24 protein-coding genes, 1 tRNA gene and 3 pseudogenes are annotated in these 17,318 nt (G+C 38.6%); 18 read left to right on the forward strand and 10 right to left on the reverse strand.

Going from position 1 to position 17,318, the window contains the following annotated elements; all coding sequences use genetic code 11:
- Nucleotides 1-123 precede the first annotated feature (123 nt).
- The 3 genes from rarD to JCM19033_RS04285 all read left to right on the forward strand — a co-directional run bounded on the left by rarD (nt 124) and on the right by JCM19033_RS04285 (nt 2,675).
- Nucleotides 124-1,059 carry an EamA family transporter RarD gene (gene rarD, locus JCM19033_RS04275; RefSeq protein ID WP_054635374.1) on the forward strand — a complete coding sequence of 312 codons (936 nt, stop codon included), beginning with the start codon at nt 124-126 and terminating at the stop codon, nt 1,057-1,059.
- A gap of 88 nt (nt 1,060-1,147) precedes the next feature.
- On the forward strand, nt 1,148-1,588 hold the full coding sequence (locus tag JCM19033_RS04280) for a Dps family protein (RefSeq protein WP_054635375.1): 441 nt from the start codon (nt 1,148-1,150) through the stop codon (nt 1,586-1,588).
- 157 nt (nt 1,589-1,745) lie between these two features.
- A complete protein-coding gene (locus JCM19033_RS04285) occupies nt 1,746-2,675 on the forward strand; it encodes a nucleoside hydrolase (protein WP_054635376.1) in 930 nt (309 codons plus the stop codon).
- Nucleotides 2,676-2,718: 43 nt separating this feature from the next.
- Here the strand turns inward: JCM19033_RS04285 and JCM19033_RS04290 are convergent, their stop codons facing one another.
- Nucleotides 2,719-3,594, reverse strand: coding sequence for an STAS domain-containing protein (locus JCM19033_RS04290; protein ID WP_054635377.1), 876 nt, complete (start codon nt 3,592-3,594; stop codon nt 2,719-2,721).
- Nucleotides 3,595-3,768: 174 nt separating this feature from the next.
- Nucleotides 3,769-3,844, reverse strand: a tRNA-Asn gene (locus tag JCM19033_RS04295).
- Between the two features lie 195 nt (nt 3,845-4,039).
- Here JCM19033_RS04295 and JCM19033_RS04300 point away from each other — a divergent pair.
- Nucleotides 4,040-4,615, forward strand: coding sequence for a general stress protein (locus tag JCM19033_RS04300; RefSeq protein WP_054635378.1), 576 nt, complete (start codon nt 4,040-4,042; stop codon nt 4,613-4,615).
- 337 nt (nt 4,616-4,952) lie between these two features.
- Here JCM19033_RS04300 and JCM19033_RS04305 read toward each other — a convergent pair whose 3' ends face one another.
- Together JCM19033_RS04305 and JCM19033_RS04310 are read right to left on the reverse strand one after the other, a co-directional pair.
- On the reverse strand, nt 4,953-5,396 hold the full coding sequence (locus JCM19033_RS04305) for a universal stress protein (protein WP_198153404.1): 444 nt from the start codon (nt 5,394-5,396) through the stop codon (nt 4,953-4,955).
- Between the two features lie 102 nt (nt 5,397-5,498).
- The gene (locus JCM19033_RS04310; RefSeq protein ID WP_054635379.1) at nt 5,499-6,248 is read right to left on the reverse strand and encodes a Crp/Fnr family transcriptional regulator; all 750 of its coding nucleotides are present in this window, start codon (nt 6,246-6,248) and stop codon (nt 5,499-5,501) included.
- A gap of 324 nt (nt 6,249-6,572) precedes the next feature.
- Between JCM19033_RS04310 and JCM19033_RS04315 the strand changes: the two are divergent.
- The 5 genes and pseudogenes from JCM19033_RS04315 (at nt 6,573) to JCM19033_RS04335 (ending at nt 10,273) form a co-directional block, all read left to right on the forward strand.
- Nucleotides 6,573-7,213: pseudogene (locus JCM19033_RS04315) on the forward strand (response regulator).
- Nucleotides 7,206-8,281: pseudogene (locus JCM19033_RS04320) on the forward strand (PAS domain-containing protein). Before JCM19033_RS04315 ends, JCM19033_RS04320 begins: the two co-directional pseudogenes overlap by 8 nt.
- A gap of 112 nt (nt 8,282-8,393) precedes the next feature.
- Nucleotides 8,394-9,200: a hypothetical protein gene (locus JCM19033_RS04325; protein ID WP_054635380.1), complete on the forward strand. Its 807-nt coding sequence runs from the start codon at nt 8,394-8,396 to the stop codon at nt 9,198-9,200.
- Nucleotides 9,201-9,202: 2 nt separating this feature from the next.
- Nucleotides 9,203-9,517 carry a GntR family transcriptional regulator gene (locus JCM19033_RS04330; protein WP_374701191.1) on the forward strand — a complete coding sequence of 105 codons (315 nt, stop codon included), beginning with the start codon at nt 9,203-9,205 and terminating at the stop codon, nt 9,515-9,517.
- A 54-nt stretch (nt 9,518-9,571) separates the two neighbouring features.
- Nucleotides 9,572-10,273 (forward strand): ABC transporter ATP-binding protein, encoded by a 702-nt coding sequence (locus JCM19033_RS04335; RefSeq protein WP_054635381.1) that lies wholly within the window; start codon nt 9,572-9,574, stop codon nt 10,271-10,273.
- A 161-nt stretch (nt 10,274-10,434) separates the two neighbouring features.
- On the opposite strand, the gene JCM19033_RS04340 is transcribed toward JCM19033_RS04335, so the two are convergent.
- Entirely contained in the window at nt 10,435-10,695 is a 261-nt protein-coding gene (locus tag JCM19033_RS04340) for a DUF6154 family protein (protein ID WP_054635382.1), read from the reverse strand.
- A 152-nt stretch (nt 10,696-10,847) separates the two neighbouring features.
- Here JCM19033_RS04340 and JCM19033_RS04345 point away from each other — a divergent pair, with 152 nt between their 5' ends.
- The 6 genes from JCM19033_RS04345 (at nt 10,848) to JCM19033_RS04365 (ending at nt 13,177) form a co-directional block, all read left to right on the forward strand.
- Nucleotides 10,848-11,042: a hypothetical protein gene (locus JCM19033_RS04345; protein WP_054635383.1), complete on the forward strand. Its 195-nt coding sequence runs from the start codon at nt 10,848-10,850 to the stop codon at nt 11,040-11,042.
- A 12-nt stretch (nt 11,043-11,054) separates the two neighbouring features.
- Nucleotides 11,055-11,363, forward strand: coding sequence for a spore coat protein (locus tag JCM19033_RS04350; RefSeq protein WP_054635384.1), 309 nt, complete (start codon nt 11,055-11,057; stop codon nt 11,361-11,363).
- Nucleotides 11,364-11,493: 130 nt separating this feature from the next.
- Entirely contained in the window at nt 11,494-11,919 is a 426-nt protein-coding gene (locus JCM19033_RS04355; protein WP_054635385.1) for a thioesterase family protein, read from the forward strand.
- Between the two features lie 48 nt (nt 11,920-11,967).
- Nucleotides 11,968-12,612, forward strand: a complete 645-nt coding sequence (locus tag JCM19033_RS04360; protein WP_269757955.1) for a hypothetical protein — start codon at nt 11,968-11,970, stop codon at nt 12,610-12,612.
- Complete coding sequence (locus tag JCM19033_RS25015) at nt 12,570-12,800, forward strand: STAS domain-containing protein (protein WP_269757956.1); 231 nt, start codon at nt 12,570-12,572, stop codon at nt 12,798-12,800. The genes JCM19033_RS04360 and JCM19033_RS25015 overlap by 43 nt, the downstream gene beginning before the upstream one ends.
- Before the next feature lie 101 nt (nt 12,801-12,901).
- Entirely contained in the window at nt 12,902-13,177 is a 276-nt protein-coding gene (locus JCM19033_RS04365) for a hypothetical protein (RefSeq protein WP_054635386.1), read from the forward strand.
- Between the two features lie 26 nt (nt 13,178-13,203).
- Here the strand turns inward: JCM19033_RS04365 and JCM19033_RS04370 are convergent, their stop codons facing one another.
- Together JCM19033_RS04370 and JCM19033_RS04375 are read right to left on the reverse strand one after the other, a co-directional pair.
- Nucleotides 13,204-13,416 (reverse strand): hypothetical protein, encoded by a 213-nt coding sequence (locus JCM19033_RS04370; RefSeq protein WP_054635387.1) that lies wholly within the window; start codon nt 13,414-13,416, stop codon nt 13,204-13,206.
- Nucleotides 13,417-13,493: 77 nt separating this feature from the next.
- A complete protein-coding gene (locus JCM19033_RS04375) occupies nt 13,494-13,718 on the reverse strand; it encodes a hypothetical protein (protein WP_054635388.1) in 225 nt (74 codons plus the stop codon).
- Between the two features lie 248 nt (nt 13,719-13,966).
- Here JCM19033_RS04375 and JCM19033_RS04380 point away from each other — a divergent pair, with 248 nt between their 5' ends.
- A complete protein-coding gene (locus tag JCM19033_RS04380) occupies nt 13,967-14,275 on the forward strand; it encodes a hypothetical protein (RefSeq protein ID WP_054635389.1) in 309 nt (102 codons plus the stop codon).
- A 197-nt stretch (nt 14,276-14,472) separates the two neighbouring features.
- Here JCM19033_RS04380 and JCM19033_RS04385 read toward each other — a convergent pair whose 3' ends face one another.
- The 3 genes and pseudogenes from JCM19033_RS04385 to JCM19033_RS27920 all read right to left on the reverse strand — a co-directional run.
- Nucleotides 14,473-14,889 carry a hypothetical protein gene (locus JCM19033_RS04385; protein ID WP_054635390.1) on the reverse strand — a complete coding sequence of 139 codons (417 nt, stop codon included), beginning with the start codon at nt 14,887-14,889 and terminating at the stop codon, nt 14,473-14,475.
- Nucleotides 14,886-15,119 carry a hypothetical protein gene (locus JCM19033_RS25020; protein ID WP_269757957.1) on the reverse strand — a complete coding sequence of 78 codons (234 nt, stop codon included), beginning with the start codon at nt 15,117-15,119 and terminating at the stop codon, nt 14,886-14,888. The genes JCM19033_RS04385 and JCM19033_RS25020 overlap by 4 nt, the downstream gene beginning before the upstream one ends.
- A 51-nt stretch (nt 15,120-15,170) precedes the next feature.
- Nucleotides 15,171-15,323, reverse strand: a pseudogene (locus tag JCM19033_RS27920) (helix-turn-helix domain-containing protein); the annotation flags it as partial.
- Between the two features lie 210 nt (nt 15,324-15,533).
- On the opposite strand from JCM19033_RS27920, the gene JCM19033_RS04395 reads away from it, so the two are divergent.
- Nucleotides 15,534-16,826 (forward strand): PAS domain-containing sensor histidine kinase, encoded by a 1,293-nt coding sequence (locus JCM19033_RS04395; RefSeq protein WP_054635392.1) that lies wholly within the window; start codon nt 15,534-15,536, stop codon nt 16,824-16,826.
- Between the two features lie 38 nt (nt 16,827-16,864).
- Nucleotides 16,865-17,278, forward strand: coding sequence for an ATP-binding protein (locus tag JCM19033_RS04400; protein WP_054635393.1), 414 nt, complete (start codon nt 16,865-16,867; stop codon nt 17,276-17,278).
- Nucleotides 17,279-17,318 lie beyond the last annotated feature (40 nt).

Raw genomic sequence — 17,318 nt, forward strand, 5'->3', positions numbered from 1 at the left:
TTTTGACTACAACCGTAATCCCATAGGAAGGGCCCGAGAAAAAAGACAAGGGAGAAGGAATCAGGTATACTGAAGTTATACATAAGGATTCAAAAAGTGAGTTGGAGAATAGAGGAGTAAAGAGTGAGAGAACAACAAACGGCAGGTGTTATTGCCGCGATATCAGCGTATTTGCTATGGGGATTTTTACCCTTATATTGGAAATTTTTAAGTGAGGTTCCTTCAAGTGAAGTGTTAGCCCAGAGAATTATCTGGTCTCTCTTGTTTATGATGGCAGCTTTATTTCTTATGGGCAGGTTAAAAGATGTCCTGCAGGAAGTAAAAGGGGTTTTTGCATCAAAACAAAAGACTGGGGCTGTGATTTTAGCTTCGCTTTTTATTTCTACAAACTGGTTTATCTTCATATTTGCTGTAAACAGTGACAGGGTAATTGAGGCAAGTTTAGGGTACTATATTAATCCATTGATCAATGTTTTATTGGCAGCTGTTTTTCTAAAGGAACGACTGACTATGGGAGAAAAATCGGCATTTATATTGGCAGCAGCAGGGGTTTTTCTTCTAACAACACAGTACGAAGGCTTTCCCTGGGCAGCATTAGCTCTTGCTCTAAGCTTCGGTTGTTATGGGTTGATAAAAAAAGTAGTGAACCTTGGCGCATGGGCTGGGCTTACCATTGAAACGTTAATGGTCACGCCCTTTGCTTTATTATTTATATTTTTCTTTGTCGAGGGAGAAGGATTCATCAGGCATTACGGGAGTGAACAGTCCTTGCTGTTAATAGGAGCAGGAGCGGTTACGGCAATCCCTTTATTGCTGTTTGCTGCTGGGGCAAGGCGGATCTCTTTTTCTTTAGTTGGTTTTTTACAGTATTTGGCTCCTACAATTATGCTGGGGCTAGGGGTATTTCTTTTTCAAGAACCATTTTCTGGTCTTCAGCTGGCTTCATTCATCATTATTTGGATAGGATTGTTTATTTTTACAATCTCACGCTCAGCAGTTTTTCGAAAGGAGAAAAGGAAGAAGCGTGACATCCAAAGGGAAACAAAAATGTCCGGCTGACCGCTAATGATAATTAATTTATTTTGATAATTATTATAAATAGTGATATAATGTAATAGAAAATAAGAAAACTTGAGGGGGATATCTCATGTCAAATGAACTAATTAATGGACTAAACACTCAATTAGCAAATTGGAATGTGTTGTACACAAAGCTTCATAATTATCACTGGAACGTAACGGGCAGTGACTTTTTTACTCTCCATGCAAAGTTTGAAGAATTTTACAATGAAGCAGGCACGTATATAGACGAAATAGCTGAAAGAATATTAACAATCAATGGCAGACCGATTGCTACACTGAAGGAATACCTTGAGCATTCCACAATAGAGGAAGCATCTGGAACAGAAGATTCAAAGGAAATGGTAAAGGCTGTAGTTAATGATTTTACTCACTTGATAACAGAGGCAAACGATGTGATTGAGAATGCTGAAGGCAATAATGACGAGTCTACAGCAGATATGTTTATTCAGATAAAAACATCCTTAGAGCAGCATACATGGATGTTGAATGCCTTCCTGGGAAAGTAAATGTCTAACGGACTTTTGCGTTACGCAAAAGTCTTTTTTTGTGGGGGTTTCTGCTTCGGGGATTGTTTGAACCATGATGGCGAGCGAGGTAGTTGTATAATTATAGGCATGTGCCTTTTTTCCATTCATACAATGAAGTATGAATGGGGGTGGGTGTGTGGAAAAGGTACTCTTATTTGCAGATCCGGGTATTGATGATTCCGTGGCGATCATATATGCACTGCTTCATCCTAGTATTGACGTCATTGGAATTGTAGCAGGTTACGGGAATGTGGAGAGAGACCAGGCTGTTCAAAATGCTGCGTATCTCATATCTTTAGCAGGGAGAAGTGAGATTCCTCTCTTTGCAGGAAGCGAATACCCTTTAACAGGAGAGGTTGCCCCTTATTATCCTGAAATTCATGGAGAAGAAGGACTCGGTCCCATTGTCCCTCCAGAAGGCATTCCTGCAGAATTGCTTCCTTTTACCGAGCTGTTTCCTTTGATAGAAAAGCATAAAGAAGAGTTAACGATTATTGATATAGGAAGATCTACTTCCTTGGCACTGGCATTTGTATTGCAAAATGAGTTAATGAGTGAAGTGAAACGGTTTATCATTATGGGAGGAGCCTTTCTAGTTCCTGGCAATGTCACTCCACTTGCTGAAGCAAACTTCTTCATTGATCCTGTTGCCACTCAGGTGATCTTAACGAGAGCTCGTCCTCTTACCATTATAGCCTTAAACGTGACCAGCTACGCATTAGTCACAGATGACATGATTGAAGAAGTTACCGAAACTAATTATAATCCTTTTACGTTTTTAATGAGGCCCGTTTTCGATTATTATGCTTCATCCTATCAGGAGCTTGCACCAGGGATTAAAGGTGCACCTTTTCATGATGTGGCAGCAGTTATGGCTTCACAGTATAATGGAATATTTGATTTTATTAAAAAGGATGTCAGCATTTCGTTAGAGGGAGAAACGAGAGGGTTAAGTATAGCTGACTTCAGGCCGGGGGCCGAGGCAGGAGATATTAGCATTGCTGTCACTATGGATTACCCGAGTTTTAGAAACTCCTTTGTCAATGTATTAAAAAGAAGGGTGTAAGAGTTTACTATAGAAAAGACGCTCTTTTAAGAGCGTCTTTGTACTATGTATTTTGTTTTTGCTTAGTAAGGCGTTCAGCGATCGATGAGGAAGAAGTATCCAAATCATAACGGATACCTATTTCCACTAAAGCCTGCTGTAAGGTAGCAAATGTTTTAACATTTGAGAAGTTAACCCCTAACGACACAACTGTTTGGGCAATAGCAGGGCTTAGTCCGGTTAAGATAGCTTCAACCCCAAGAAGACGAAGGGCGTTGATGACCTGGAAGATGTGATGGGAAACCATAGTATCTACCATTGGGACGCCAGAGACATCAATAATTAAATACTTTAGCTTTAATTCTCTGCTTTGCTCTAGTGATTTTTCCATGACCATTTTTGCGCGGTGAGTATCGATTTCACCTGTTATCGGCAAAACGGCAATATTCCCTGCAATAGGCACCACTGGAACTGACAACTCCTGAATCGACTCCTGGGCGGCCTCCATTAGCCGTTCGTTTTGTTGTACGTAATGCCGGCTGTAAATCTTCATTATCTCTTCTAAAATAACGTCAACATTCTTTGTAGCTTGTAGTACAGTGGAGGCAGAAATATCGCTTTCCTTAATTTGTGTTTCAAAAAAGTCCCATAAGAGACTTCTGTATGTTGGCAGATTATTCATTGCTTCATCTATAGACAAACCAAACGAAACAGTGCTCTCTGCAATTGACTTCATCCAGGGGCGTACTTCTTCTAACACAGTATCTTCATCTTTAGTAAAAATGTCCCCTAGAAATTGAAATAATTCAATTCTCCACTTTCTGATTTTCTCTTCATCTAAGTAGGAACGGCCGCTAGTGATTTTTTCCGTAATACTCTCTGCAAATACTTCTTTCTCGTTTATGATCTTCTCTCCAAGTAATTTGAGATCATCTGACATGTTATCCCTCCTTTCTATTCTATAGCCATTTTAAAGAAAACATAACAGAATTACAAAAGAGAAGGATGCTAGATGTGAATTTCTCCTTGAGAAAAATGTGCTGTTAGAAGTGAAAAATGGCTCAGCGTCCGTTTTTAATGCTTCTAAGGAACGCTGAACCTTAAGTATGAAAAATGGCTCCACCAGCAGGACTCGAACCTGCGACATATCGGTTAACAGCCGACCACTCTACCAGCTGAGTTATGGTGGAACGTTGTTAACTTTGAGCTGCCTTAGTATTTTATCCTCCTCTTAATTTTTTATACAAGAAATCAAAAAAGCAAGGATTACTATAGTCCTGAAATAATTTTTCTCCTTTCTTAAATGATTAGAACTAACATGTCCCGGGTACACGCAGTAATGTAGACACACCAAACACTTACACATTACAAAGGAGGATTACGTCATGGATAAGAAGATTATTGGTGGTGTATTTAGGAATGAACAAGATGCGGTAAACGCTATTGAAGGATTAGAAAAAAACGGGTATAACAAAGATGATATTTCAATTTTTGTAAAAAATGATGAAGATGCGGATGCAATTGAGGATAAAACAGATGCCAATGTAACGGATAATGCTGATGATAATAACCGAGGTAAAGGTGCCGGGAAAGGACTTGGAATTGGTGCAGGTAGCGGTGCTGTATTAGGCGGCATAGCAGGCCTTGGCATTCTGGCGATCCCTGGTATTGGACCAATTGCTGCAGTAGGTCCGATTGCAGCTGCAATCGAAGGTGGTGCAATTGGTGCAGCAGGCGGCGGTATTGTTGGTGCCCTTACTGGCGCTGGCGTTCCGGAAGAAGAAGCGAAAGAATATGATAAGTATCTTGAAGAGGGAAATATTCTTGTACTAGTTGAAGCAGACGAAAAGCAAGAGTCATCTGTTTATGATACCTTTACCACTCATAATACAGTAAATACAGATATGTATCCTGATTATGCTGCAGAGACAAAAATAACTTTTAATCGGCCATTGAAATAATAACTGAATCAAAAGAAGAAAAGAGCCTGGGACATAACCCAGCTAATAAGAAGGGCCCTCACCATCCGGTGAGAGCCTTTTCTTGTCTCCAGTATTTTAGTTAGTTGCTTGTTCAAAAATACTCTCTTACACCTAAAGGCAGAAGGCCGACATCCATTCAGCTTCATTTCATTTGTTTTCGTCCAGCCGGATAGCCAAACAGTTTTGTATCAAAATACTCCAATTAATAAATGAAGATAATTGGAGCCTTATTTACTTAAGTGATTCAGTAGTGTTTCCGATTCTTTTTTCCTTCCTACAGGTTTTACTATAGGAAGGGGTGAGGCAAAGAAAAAATTTATTCGCCTTTTCTCACCAGCAACACATCACATGAGGCCCGTCTTGCGATATTTTCAGATACACTTCCTATCAAGAATCGCTCTGCAGCATTCAATCCTGTAGCTCCAACGACAATAAGATCAGCATGATAAAGAGGAGCAATGCTTTTTGTGATTTTAATTTTAGGAGAACCAAAATCCAAGGCAGTAGAAACATTTTCTATTCCTGCTGCTTCTGCTTCCAGCTTGTATTGCTCCAATAATTCTTTCCCGTATTCCTCAGCTTTTGATACAACTGTTCGGTCATATTGTTCAATGGTGGCAAATACCCTGGTGTCAATAATATGAGTAATGATAAGATTTGCTTCACTTTCTTTCGCTATAGAAATAGCTTTCTTTAAAGCAAGCTTAGCTTCCTCGGAACCATCTACAGCTGTCACGATATTTTTATAATTTGACATCATTGAAATCACTCCTTATTTGTTTTCCTTTGCTTTATCCTACACAACAATCAAACCTTCTATAGTGAGAAAGATCACATGACTTTGCTTTTTCCTAGTTAATGTTTATAACCTGCAAATTTCTAACGGGCATGTTGATGGGCAGCCGCAAATTTTCTTAAGTTCACATAGGTTCTTTATAATAATGACCCCATTATCCATATAGAGTATTCCTTCATTTTTCCAGGAGTTAAGTGTTCGATTAACACTTTCTCGCGTTAAACCAATAAATTCTCCTATTTCAGTATTAGTTAATTTTATTTTTAACCTGATCCCATCTGTGTCAACTATTCCATACGTGTTACTCATGCGTATTAACGTAGAAGCCAAAGCTCCGCTTTTTCCATATAAGAGGAGGTCCCTGATCTTTGTTTCATTTTGTCTATTTGTCATACTCAGCCAGTTCATGTATTCCACAGCAAACGTGCCAATATTTTGTAAAAGAGCTTCAATCTCCTTTTTATGAATGAACGCTACTTTGCAGTCTTCAATAATTTCACTGCTGGCATTGTGAACCTCTTCGGAGAACCCAAACTCTCCGAGAAGGTCCCCTTTTTGCTTTAAAGCCATGGTAATTTCCTTTCCATCTTCCATCGTTCTTTTCAGTTTTACTTTTCCTGAGTAAATATAATACAGTTGATCAGCGTAATCGCCTTCCATATATAGAAAGCTTCCTTTTTTAAACGTTCTTGGCGAGGAAAATTTATTTTTAAGGTGTTGAAAATTGGTATCGGACAGATAGTTATGAATCGTTCCGGTTCCTTGTGTTTTTTGTCTCTCCTGAAAACGATTTACCTCTTGAACAGTCATAGCCATTTTCGCCATCTCCCTTACGTCGTTCTTGTTAACTTAATGATGCCAAAATGTATAAGAAAATGTTATCAGGGAACCTCCCTATTTCTCTGCATATTTTTCCTGATTTTAATATGAGGTACATCACACTTCTAAGGAAAAAAAGACTAAAAAGCCACTTATAGCCCGCACATAAAAAGCAAGGTGAGAAGTGTGGAGTAAGGGATTTCTCTGACGGGAAAGCAGGAACAGTACAGAAAATATACAGGAAATGCCTTAGCACAGAAGGTAATTTTGGTACAATAACAATAAAGAATGTAAGATTTTGAGGGTAAAAGGGGAATGGGTATGATTAACGTCTTAGTAGTAGATGATCATATGGTAGTAAGGTCCGGCCTTAAAACATTATTAGATGGAAAACATGAGATAAGAGTTATCGGTGAGGCCGCGGATGGAGAAGAAGCAATAGAAAAGGTAAAAGAATTAGCTCCAGATGTTGTGCTGATGGACTTAAGCATGCCTCATGGGATGGGCGGCCTTGAAGCAACAACTGAATTAAAAAAAACCGCCCCCTCTGTTTCAGTTCTGATTTTAACGATGCATGACGATGAAGAATACTTATTTCAAGCCATCCATGCTGGAGCATCAGGTACCTGTTAAAGAGCGCTCCCCACGAGGACCTTGTTTCAGCCATTACCTCTGTTTCAGCTGGTGAAGCCTATTTATCTCCAGAAGCAACCAAAAAACTCATGAATCAGTACAATGAGGGGAAAAGCAGTTCTTCCTTTGAAGTGTTATCTGAACGGGAAAGGGAAGTGTTGGAATTTATTGCAAAAGGCTACTCCAACAAAGAAATTGGGGAACAGCTTGTGATCAGTGTAAAAACAGTGGAATCACATAAAAGTAATTTAATGGAAAAGCTAGGGTTGAAGACGAAGCCTGATTTAGTGAAATACGCTTCAAAGAAGGGGCTGATTAAATTTGATTAAAAGAGAGCCGGAAACCCTTCTTTCAGATATCAAAAAAATAGAAGATCCCCAGTTTCGTAAGGCACTGCAGCATACCTTAAAAGAGCTGACAGATTTAAAATTTGCATTAGATGAATCAACCATTGTAGCCATCACAGACCATAAAGGAAAAATCATATACGTAAATGATAAGTTTTGTGAGATCTCTAAATACAAGAGAGAGGAAGTACTGGGAAAGGATCACCGCATTATTAATTCAGGGTATCACAGCAAGGAGTTTATGAAAGGGCTCTGGCAGACGATTCTTTCTGGAAATGTGTGGAAGGGAGAAATTAAAAATAAAGCAAAAGATCACACTTATTACTGGGTTAACACGACCATCGTGCCTTTTTTAGACGAAAATAATAAGCCGTATCAATTTCTTGCGATCCGGAATGAAGTAACGAAATTAAAAAAAACAGAAGAAGAATTAAAGCAAATGATGAAAAAGGTTATAGGAATTCAGGAAGAAGAAAGAAAACGCTTCTCCAGAGAACTACATGACGGTATTGGCCAAAGCTTATATTCACTGCTTATTCAAATGGATCAATTAATTAGTGAAGGAGAACAGGAAAGAGTCACTGCCCTGCGAGAACAAGTAACGTATATTATTGAAGAGGTACGGAATATGGCTTGGGAGCTGAGGCCTGCTGTTTTAGATGACTTGGTATAGTACCTGCAGTTCGTAAATATGTAACTAATTTTTCAAATCATTATGGGATCATGGTTGACACAGAATTTGATGTGAAAACAAGGCTTGAAATAGAAAAAGAAACCGCTATTTACCGCATCATCCAGGAGTCATTAACCAATATAGCAAAGTATGCTGATGTTTCCAGAGCATACGTGTCGATAATAGAAAAACAAAAGGAGATAGAAATCTTCATTATTGACAAGGGCAAAGGGTTCGTTCGCAACCGCCACCATAAAGGAGTAGGGTTGTTTAGTATGGAGGAAAGAGCGAACGCTATTGATGCTCATTTCTCCCTGAAAACGGAAAAAAACAAGGGGACAAGTATTTCCTTGCAGGTTCCTAAGGAGTCACCATAAAAGAACAGGAAACAGAAAACCGGGTTAGCTCCCGGTTTTTTTGTTGACTTGTTTAAAAGTATTAGTGTAATATTTAACTAGTACACTAATACAAAAAGGAGTGAACAAAGGTATGAAGAAATGGCTGAAACTTGTTCAAAAAGAATTTAAAACGACTCAGGTACTTTTTTACTTTGGCCTTGTTTTAATTGGGGCTGTGCTTGTATTTGCTTATTTTTTAGCTCGAGGAAATCCAGGGACTGACGCACCGACTTTAATGCTCATTTTTTTAACGGGCGGTCTTTTTATGCATGTCTTTTATGCACCTGCTTACCTTTTCATTAACATGCAGCAGGAACTGAAGACACTTCATCTCTGGCTTCACACGCCAAGGCCGGGGTGGCAGCTGTTAGCTGCGAAAATAACAGCTGCGCTCACAGCATTGTCACTAAATTTGTTTGTTAATGGCCTGCTGTTTTTAATATTTACAGCTTATCTATTAGATGCTCATATGATTCCAAGTGCCGCTGAAGTTATCCAACTGATTACGTTAAGCTTTTTGGTTATTTTAGGGGTATCCACATTGATTGCTATGTGGGTTTTATTTTACTATTCCGTGTATTTTGCTTTGCGGAGAACGATCGGCCGCCTAGGGTGGATAGCAGTCATCCTAGTGGTTATGGCTATTTCCTGGGTGTATGTCAGATATTTAGATTCAGCGATGTACGCAGCATTAACGAGCTGGGGTGCAATTGAACTTAGCTTCGAAACAGGATTGTTTGAGCAAACTCAATACTTTATCGAGAGCGGAAATGCAGAAGTCACCGTAGGAAGCGGCATAGGGGTTATTACTTTAGGATTGTTTGTTTACCATGCTGTTGAATTTCTGCTGTTATTTTTATTCACATCCTGGCTCATCGACAAAAAGGCGGAGGTGTAAAAATGACTCAGCCTTTTGATACATCTAAGCCTATATACAGGCAGCTGGCGGACAGATTGTACTGGAAAATACTTCGCAATGAATTATCAGCCGGTGACAAGCTTCCTTCAGTACGTGATACAGCAATAGAATTCGGTTTAAATCCAAACACAGTTTCAAGAACTTATAGTGAAATGGAGCGAGATGGTGTGGTGGAGACTAAAAGAGGACAAGGAACATTTGTCACACAAAGTGAGGAAGCTCTTACAGAGTTAAGAGAGAGGTTGAAAGATACGCAGATCAGGCAGTTTGTTAAAGAAATGGAAGCGATGCTTTAAGGCCGAAGATATGATTAATGGAATTCAAAAATATATCGCTGAGGAGAGAGACTCATGATTGAATTTCAAAATGTAACGAAAAATTATGGCAGAAAACGAGCAGTTCGTGATACTTCTTTTTCGGTTTTGAAAAACGGTGTTACGGGCCTCGTAGGAGCCAATGGAAGCGGTAAGTCTACTATGTTAAAAATGGCAGCCGGGCTCATTCGTCCTTCTAGTGGAAAAGTTACGGTAAATGGAAAGCCAGTGACAAGGCAGTCAGCAGATGACATTTCATACTTATCTGAATTGGATGAATACTATCGCTATCAAACAGTAAGTCAGCTTCTTGATTTACAGGAATCATTATTTAATGATTTTAATAAAGAAAAAGCAAGGGACATATTAAATTTCATGGAAGTGGAGAAAGAAGTTAAGCTTAAAAATTTATCTAAAGGAAACAGAGGAAGAGTGAAAATTGCGATTACCCTTGCAAGAGAAACGCCAGTCGTCCTGATGGATGAGCCTCTTTCTGGTCTGGACCCGATGGTGCGAAAGTCCATCGTGACAGGGTTAATTTCTTTTATCGACTTAGAATATCAGGCGTTGATTCTGACTACTCATGAAATTAGTGAGATTGAAACGTTACTTGACAGAGTAATCGTAATAAAAGAAGGAAAAATTATCGGAGATCAGGAAACGGAAACCATCAGAACACAGCATCAGCAAGGCATAGTAGATTGGATGACGGAACTGTATAAAGCAGAAGAAAAATAAGAAAAGTTTAACATTCAACTATTTATGCCTGGGAAGTTAATGATATGTAATTATAGGGCTGGCTGTGTCATCAGGCTCCGATTCCTCTTTTTATGTTTTAAATGATATCCATTTAACCTGCCGGTTGCATTTACAAGGAGTGTACCTGGCAGGTTATTTACTTAGTGAAGGTTTTTGCTGATTTGATCGTCCTCATTGTTCGTTGTGCCTAAGCCTTTTTCGGCAGCAAGGCTTATAAACTCATGATATAAGTAATGCAGCAAAATTGAATACCTTTCTTTATAGGAGGCTTGGTTGAATATAGTTTTTAAATCTTTATCACTCAGTTCTGAAAGCACCCCCTCAATAATTATAAAAGCATCTTCTTCGTCCCCTGTAATGTGATCCTTATACATATCATACAACTCTTCCACCAGTTTCATGTCATCCCTCCCTTTCCTGATTATATACCCTTACTATGAGCGAGTGCTGTGCCTTTATTCCGAAAAAGGGGTGAAAGTATGTACAAGGTGCCAAAAAGAATTCAAGAATAAAACCATAGGCAATTACCACAATAAAGGAGAAAGGTGGTGAGATGGTGGAACAAAAACTTGGTGTTCATGAAGCAGCAGAACTTCACGAGTTAGTCATGTTCAAAAACCTCTGTTTAACGAAGTCTTCAACGATGCAGGGACTAGTCAATGATAACGAACTGCAAACTTTAATGCAGCAGGATATACAAAGCTCTACACAGGCAATTCAACAGTTGCAGGGGTTACTGCAAAAATAAGGAGGGAAGAAAATGAACAATATGGTACAAAGTATGGCTGGAATGGGAGCCATGACAGACCAGGTGATTGCAACAGACTTACTGATTTCTGCAAAATCTGGAGTGAGAAATTGTGCGATTGCTTTAACAGAAGCGGCTACTCCGGAAGTAAGGAATGTCCTTCAACAGCAATTGACACAGGCAGTGCAATTTCACGGGCAAGTATCCCAGTATATGATGGAAAAAGGATATTATCATCCATATCATCCTCAGGAGCAATACAAAATAGATTTTGCTGCCTCGCAGGCTGCACTAAATACGTCACAAGATCAGCTGCAATAAAAAAGAAAAGAGAAGAGGATAAGCGTTCTTCCCGCTATTTTTTCCTTTTCTCTTTTTTTATAATTATATAAGCGTGTCAAAGAGTAGTGAGCTATAATAAGGAAAGAAACTATGTTAAAGGAGCAGTAGGATGTACATTTCAGAAGTAGGTATTCAGCTTTCCTATGCTGATACAGATATGATGGGTGTGATATACCATGGTAATTACGTAAAGTGGCTTGAGCTTGGCAGAACCCAATTAATTGAGGATGCCGGTTACAGTTACTTAGAAATGGAGAAAGCGGGCTACTATGCGCCGGTTCAACATCTTGACATTACATATAAACACTCTGTTCGCCTTGGGGACCAGATTACTGTACAAACGTGGGTGGAAGAAAATCATCGAGCGAAAACGATTTATGGGTTTTCTATTGTCAATCAGGAGGAAAAGGTTTGTGCGCAAGGAAGTACCACACATATTGTAGTTAAGAAAGAGAATTTCAAGCCCACCTCTTTTAAAAAGGCGTTTCCAGAATGGTTTCAAAAATATGAGGAAATAAAAAAGCCTATAACCTAACAAAAATTTAATGCAAATACGTTGTTCGTTTAAAAAGGAGAGAAAAAAGTGAAAAATCAAGAAGCTTTATATTCCTTTTTACTGGAGAATTCCAGAACATTAACGGAAGAGTGGTATGAGTCATTAACGGAAACGGATCCTTCCTCCGTTTATGCTTCCACGAATCCAGAGGTCATTCGTACCCTGAAAAATCAAAACCATGAATTTCATCTTCATTTTATTGAGATTTTTGCAGAAGAAGAAAAAGCATGGTTTGAGAAGTCTTTGCCATGGATAAATGAAATAGCCCGGGACAGTGAACATTTAAGAACGCCCCATCACCATGTTATTCGAGAGTTTATGAGAGTGCGGGCCCAGTATTTAAACTACATTCAGCAGTTTGTTGATCGTGGTGAAAGACCTGTTTCTCTTGAAGAGATCTCTTCCTGGAACGAAAAAGTGATCTTTGGGATTGATAAAACAATACTCACGTTTGTTGAAGAAGCACAAAAAAACGCGAAAAAGCTCTTAAGTGAAAAGCAGGATATGATCAATGAGCTAAGTGCACCAATAATCAAGCTTAATCATAATACAGCATTATTGCCTATTATAGGGCAATTGACAGTGACCGCGCTGCTATTATATTGGAGCACACGCTTCATCAATGTTCCGTGGAAAGTATTACCCATTTATTTATCGATTTATCAGGAGTAGCTGAAATCGATACAATGGTCGCCCACCAGATTTCACACTTATTGAAAGCATTGAGCCTCCTTGGAATAGAGTCAACCCTGTCTGGCATTCGTCCGGAGATTGCCCAAACAGCCGTTCAGTTAAATATTTCCTTTGACAAGGTTGAGATCAAATCGTCTCTTTCTCATGCTTTATCACTAAAAAAGTAAGGACTTCTCATTATTACTGGTACCTTTTGATATCATCAGAAGAAGGGAATACATGAGAGGAATAAAGGGAATACCATTTACAAGACAACAATAAGGAGGTCTTGTATGAGCCCCCTTTACGGATTAAAAGCCAGCTAAAAAAGCAGCTTGGTGATAAACTTGATGACGAAATAATCTCACTCATGTCAGAAGCCATTGAGCAGGAGATTCATAAATTTCAAGTGGAAAGAGGTTGGGCCAGTTATATTAGGGCCTATTATAATTCCCATACTACCAGAGTAAGGGTTAAGGTCGGCCCAAGAGACTTAGAGTTTACCAGGAGCGGAGAACTCATATCTTCAGGGGTCTTTGTTATCTCAGGACAGCTGCGTGTATAATCTCAACAGAAAGAGCCAGTATGCCACTATGGCTGCTGGCTCTTTTCGTGCCAGGTTGTAAATGATCCGTTTCCTTCACACCCTGAACATTTCTCTGGAGGAGCATAATGGTACTCATTAATATGAAGAGAATATCCTTTTCCTCTGCAGTCGGGACAAAGGCCTTTGGACTCCATTTTAGCAATTCTTCTTTGATATAACGCATCCTGCCAATCTGTTAAGGTTTGAAGCAATCCCATATCAAATCTCACCTCTTTTTGTCTTATCAGTTTGTGTAGGGAACTAAATCTTTATACACCATAAAGACAATTGTAAGTTATTCGTTTTCTTTACTTGCTTTTTTGAGGTTTTCCCAGTCAGTGAATAAACCGCTGCCGTTACACCCTGAGCAATCGTATAAAGCAGAGTACATCGCTTCCATTGCAGAGATTTGGTATCCCGTTCCTCTGCATTCAGGGCATTTCCCTTGCTTTTTCATTTTTTCTATTCTTTTCTTGTATCTCTTTTTATGCCATTCTTTGAGCTTCTGCCAAAGACTCATTTCTTTCACCTCAAATCTGTTTAACTGGTTGTGCTATCAGTATATGTGAAAATAAAGAGAAGGTACGAAATGGTTGAAAGCAAGGCTGCTGTACCTTGAAGCAGGTTCTTTTTGGAGCATAGCGGGTATAGAGTGCTGTAAGAAGGTTTGTTGAAACGAACAGGAGAGATATATATGAATGCGTTCTATTTGCTGGCAGGCTTTGTGGCTGTGGCGACTGCTTTTACGCATGCAGCCTGGGGGAGAGAGTGATTGTTCCTGAGTTGAAGAAGTCCAAAATGAATGAATTAGCAAGAGCTGGTTTTCACATTGCGTGGCATCAAGTGACAGCTCTTTTGTTTGCCGGAGGAATAGCGCTAATCCTGGTATCCATGTTTGCTGGGGTTATAGGCGATATGGCAGCCGTTCTTTTGGTTGCTTTTATCTTATTTAACAATATTATTGTATTCCTTACAGTAAGCCGGTTAAAATATCCTAAGGTTACCTCCCGGACTCTTCCACCTATAATTAACTCGATTGTTATGATTCTCCTTATTATCGGAGGATGGTTTTATTAACCTGCTTCACATTACAAGCTCTTAATACTAATAAAGTGATACAAATTTAAAAAGCCTGGAAAATCCAGGCTTTTGTTTATCTATGAAAGTATTTAAACAATGTTAAAAACCTCTCACATGCACCTATAGCAACAAGTGGGATATGATGCCTTTTGTTGCCGCAGGCTTATGCTATTTCAAAAAATTAAAACGGGCATTTAGTGTATAAAGTGGTTAATTCGTTCCTGGACATATGATACATAATGATGTTTCTTTTCTATGGCAAAAATAAATTTAGAATTTTCAAGGTGCTGTAAGCCTTTTTCTTTATAGTGAAGCTCAAAGTAAGCATTTCCTGATTGGTAAAAAAATTCCCCTAAGAGATACAACGATTCATTTTCCAAGCAAAGCTGAATGCCTTCCTCACAATATGATATACAAGGCTTGAACTCCTCTAAAGCAGTAAGGGAATTGGTTAGTCCGAAATATATTCTTGCCTTCACTAAGTGGGTTTGTGGCAAAGTTAATTTAGTAAGATGCTGCAAGGCTTCTTTAAAGATGTCAACAGACCGTTTAGAGTTTCCGGTTTCATAATGAATAATTCCAATACTATTTAAAATTTCTATTTCTGTCATGGTGTAAAGTGTCCGGTCTTCTCGTGAATGAACCACCAAGGCTCATGTAACAGTTCTAAAGCCGTTGCTCCGTCCTGATACAAATGAAAATGTACGATTCCTTGATGCCAAAGTAAAAACTGCTTATTCTCGCCTTCCTGAAATAACGGGTTATTATCTTCTGCTTTCACAATTTCTTCTACGGTATGATAATCACGTTCACGAATTGCTTTTCGGACTACTGATTTCACATCTTTAATATAATCGCTTCGGGGGCTGCTTCCTTCTTCAAAAAAATAATTGATATCCACCCCTAATTTTCGTGCTATTTCATACAGTGTTGTTGAAAGAGGGACGACTTCTCCTTTTTCAATTTTACTAATTTTGTGCTTGTGTACAAATGTTTTCTGAAAGTTTTTTTTTGAGTAATTTTTATTTTTTCTTGCGTAAGTAATAAATTGATTTTCCTATCAAACTGGAATCCATATGTATCTCCTTATAACATACAAGTGTATAGGACTAGTATAAGATAAAACAGGAGGAGTAAGAAACAAATGAAATGAAATAACAGGGAAAAAATACCTAAAAAAAGGTTGTAGAGCCTTCATGTAGAATATGAGAAGTAGGTAATTCTTTTCTTATTAATATTGAAGGTAGTTGATCATATGTTAAAACCTCAGGAGATTGATTCTCACTCTATATTAAACGGTGTGGGAGAAAGCATATTTATTACCGACAGAAAATTTATCATAAAATGGGCAAATCGTTATACCAATACGGCACTGAAAGACATTCCTTTTTCTTTTAAGAAAAAAGAAGATATGTACGGTTTAAACCTATTGGAACTCTTTGAAGATGGAATCGAAAGATGGAATGAAGTGAATAGCGACGTATACCCTAAAGAGATAAAGGTGTCCTTATCTCTCTTCAAAACGGTCCATTTATACATAGAAAAATGGAAAAAAGATGAATTTATTATCACCTTTAAAAACATAGATCACAACATTCCAACGGCCTGGCAAAGGGTGATTGACAATTACGTTGGGATGTTATCTATTGACAGGACAGGAAGAGTCCTATTTGGGAATAACAAGAGCTGTAAATTATTGTTGTATTCAAGTGAGGAACAGTTGAACCAGGTATTTACAGAGCTGTATTTTGATCCTTATTTACAAAACACCTATAGCGAATTTTTTCAAGCTTTTACCCAGGGAAATCAGTGGGACGGTGCCCTGGAAGCAAAAAGAAAAGACGGCAGTTACATATGGATAGATGCTATTTTGATTCCGATAAAAGAAAACGGAAGGATCACACAACATGTATTATTTTTTAAAGAAGCTTCTTCGGACAAGCTGAAGGATGCCAAACTAAAAAAAGCACTGAAGGAACTCTCAGCCATTAAGTATGCTTTAGACCAATCCTCAATGATAGCGATTTATGATGAAAACCAAGTCATCACTTACGTCAATGAAGCGTTTTCAAACCTTGTGAAATACAGTAAGGAGGAGCTCCTTGGAAAGCACTACAGTTATATGATGCCAAAGGAAGACTATAACAAAGTATTTCATAATGAACTTATGGAACCTTTAGACAAAGGGAAGGTTTGGAAGGGGGAAGTGAGGAAAATAGCCAAAGATGGCAGGGAGCTCTGGTTTGATACAACAGTTGTTCCTTTTTTAAATAAGTCAAATAAGCCTTATCAGTATGTATCCATTCAAATGGACATTACGTATAAAAAAAAGACCGAGGAATTGCTTCAGCGTGCTGAAAAGCTGTCTGTTATTGGAGAGTTGGCTGCAGGAGTCGCCCATGAAATACGTAACCCCCTTACTTCCATAAAAGGATTTGCTCAATTGCTCGAAGGCAATGACTTTTACAAGCAGATCATTTTAGACGAAATAGACCGGATCAGCAGTATTGTCAGTGAATTTATGGTATTGGCAAAGCTCATGCAGTAAACTATTCCAGTAAAGATATAGGTGCTTTGCTTAGGCAAGTGATTACATTTTTAGAATCGGAAGCAAATTTGAATAATGTCTCTATTCATTATCACCAAGAAGTAGAAGGTCAATTAAAAATGCAATGTGAAGAAAATCAGCTGAAACAGGTTTTTCTAAATCTAATTAAAAATAGTATAGAAGCCATGCCAAATGGCGGACCCATTCATATCATTCTCAGCGGAGATGGTAATAAAGCAAAGATTTCTATTTCTGATTACGGAGTAGGAATGACAGGTGATAAGCTTGAAAAGCTGGGGGGAACCTTTTTTTCAACAAAGGAAGAGGGGAACGGTCTTGGTTTAATGGTTAGTTATAAAATTATTCATAACCATGGCGGGGATATTTCAGTGCGGAGTAAAATAAACCAAGGAACTACGTTTACAATTACTTTACCGTTGTTAAAAGAGTAGAACTTTAGCAAGGGGCCACAAAGCTGACTTTCACTGCTTT

It is taken from the genome of Thalassobacillus sp. C254 (assembly GCF_001310615.1).

Coding starts and splice junctions, on each gene's coding strand:
- JCM19033_RS04280 (WP_054635375.1), top strand. CDS start 1,148: ATGTCAAATGAACTAATTAATGGACTAAACACTCAATTAGCAAATTGG.
- JCM19033_RS04290 (WP_054635377.1), bottom strand. CDS start 3,594: ATGTCAGATGATCTCAAATTACTTGGAGAGAAGATCATAAACGAGAAA.
- JCM19033_RS04300 (WP_054635378.1), top strand. CDS start 4,040: ATGGATAAGAAGATTATTGGTGGTGTATTTAGGAATGAACAAGATGCG.
- JCM19033_RS04305 (WP_198153404.1), bottom strand. CDS start 5,396: ATGATGTCAAATTATAAAAATATCGTGACAGCTGTAGATGGTTCCGAG.
- JCM19033_RS04310 (WP_054635379.1), bottom strand. CDS start 6,248: ATGGCTATGACTGTTCAAGAGGTAAATCGTTTTCAGGAGAGACAAAAA.
- JCM19033_RS04325 (WP_054635380.1), top strand. CDS start 8,394: ATGAAGAAATGGCTGAAACTTGTTCAAAAAGAATTTAAAACGACTCAG.
- JCM19033_RS04330 (WP_374701191.1), top strand. CDS start 9,203: ATGACTCAGCCTTTTGATACATCTAAGCCTATATACAGGCAGCTGGCG.
- JCM19033_RS04335 (WP_054635381.1), top strand. CDS start 9,572: ATGATTGAATTTCAAAATGTAACGAAAAATTATGGCAGAAAACGAGCA.
- JCM19033_RS04340 (WP_054635382.1), bottom strand. CDS start 10,695: ATGAAACTGGTGGAAGAGTTGTATGATATGTATAAGGATCACATTACA.
- JCM19033_RS04345 (WP_054635383.1), top strand. CDS start 10,848: ATGGTGGAACAAAAACTTGGTGTTCATGAAGCAGCAGAACTTCACGAG.
- JCM19033_RS04350 (WP_054635384.1), top strand. CDS start 11,055: ATGAACAATATGGTACAAAGTATGGCTGGAATGGGAGCCATGACAGAC.
- JCM19033_RS04355 (WP_054635385.1), top strand. CDS start 11,494: ATGTACATTTCAGAAGTAGGTATTCAGCTTTCCTATGCTGATACAGAT.
- JCM19033_RS04370 (WP_054635387.1), bottom strand. CDS start 13,416: ATGGGATTGCTTCAAACCTTAACAGATTGGCAGGATGCGTTATATCAA.
- JCM19033_RS04375 (WP_054635388.1), bottom strand. CDS start 13,718: ATGAGTCTTTGGCAGAAGCTCAAAGAATGGCATAAAAAGAGATACAAG.
- JCM19033_RS04385 (WP_054635390.1), bottom strand. CDS start 14,889: ATGACAGAAATAGAAATTTTAAATAGTATTGGAATTATTCATTATGAA.
- JCM19033_RS04395 (WP_054635392.1), top strand. CDS start 15,534: ATGTTAAAACCTCAGGAGATTGATTCTCACTCTATATTAAACGGTGTG.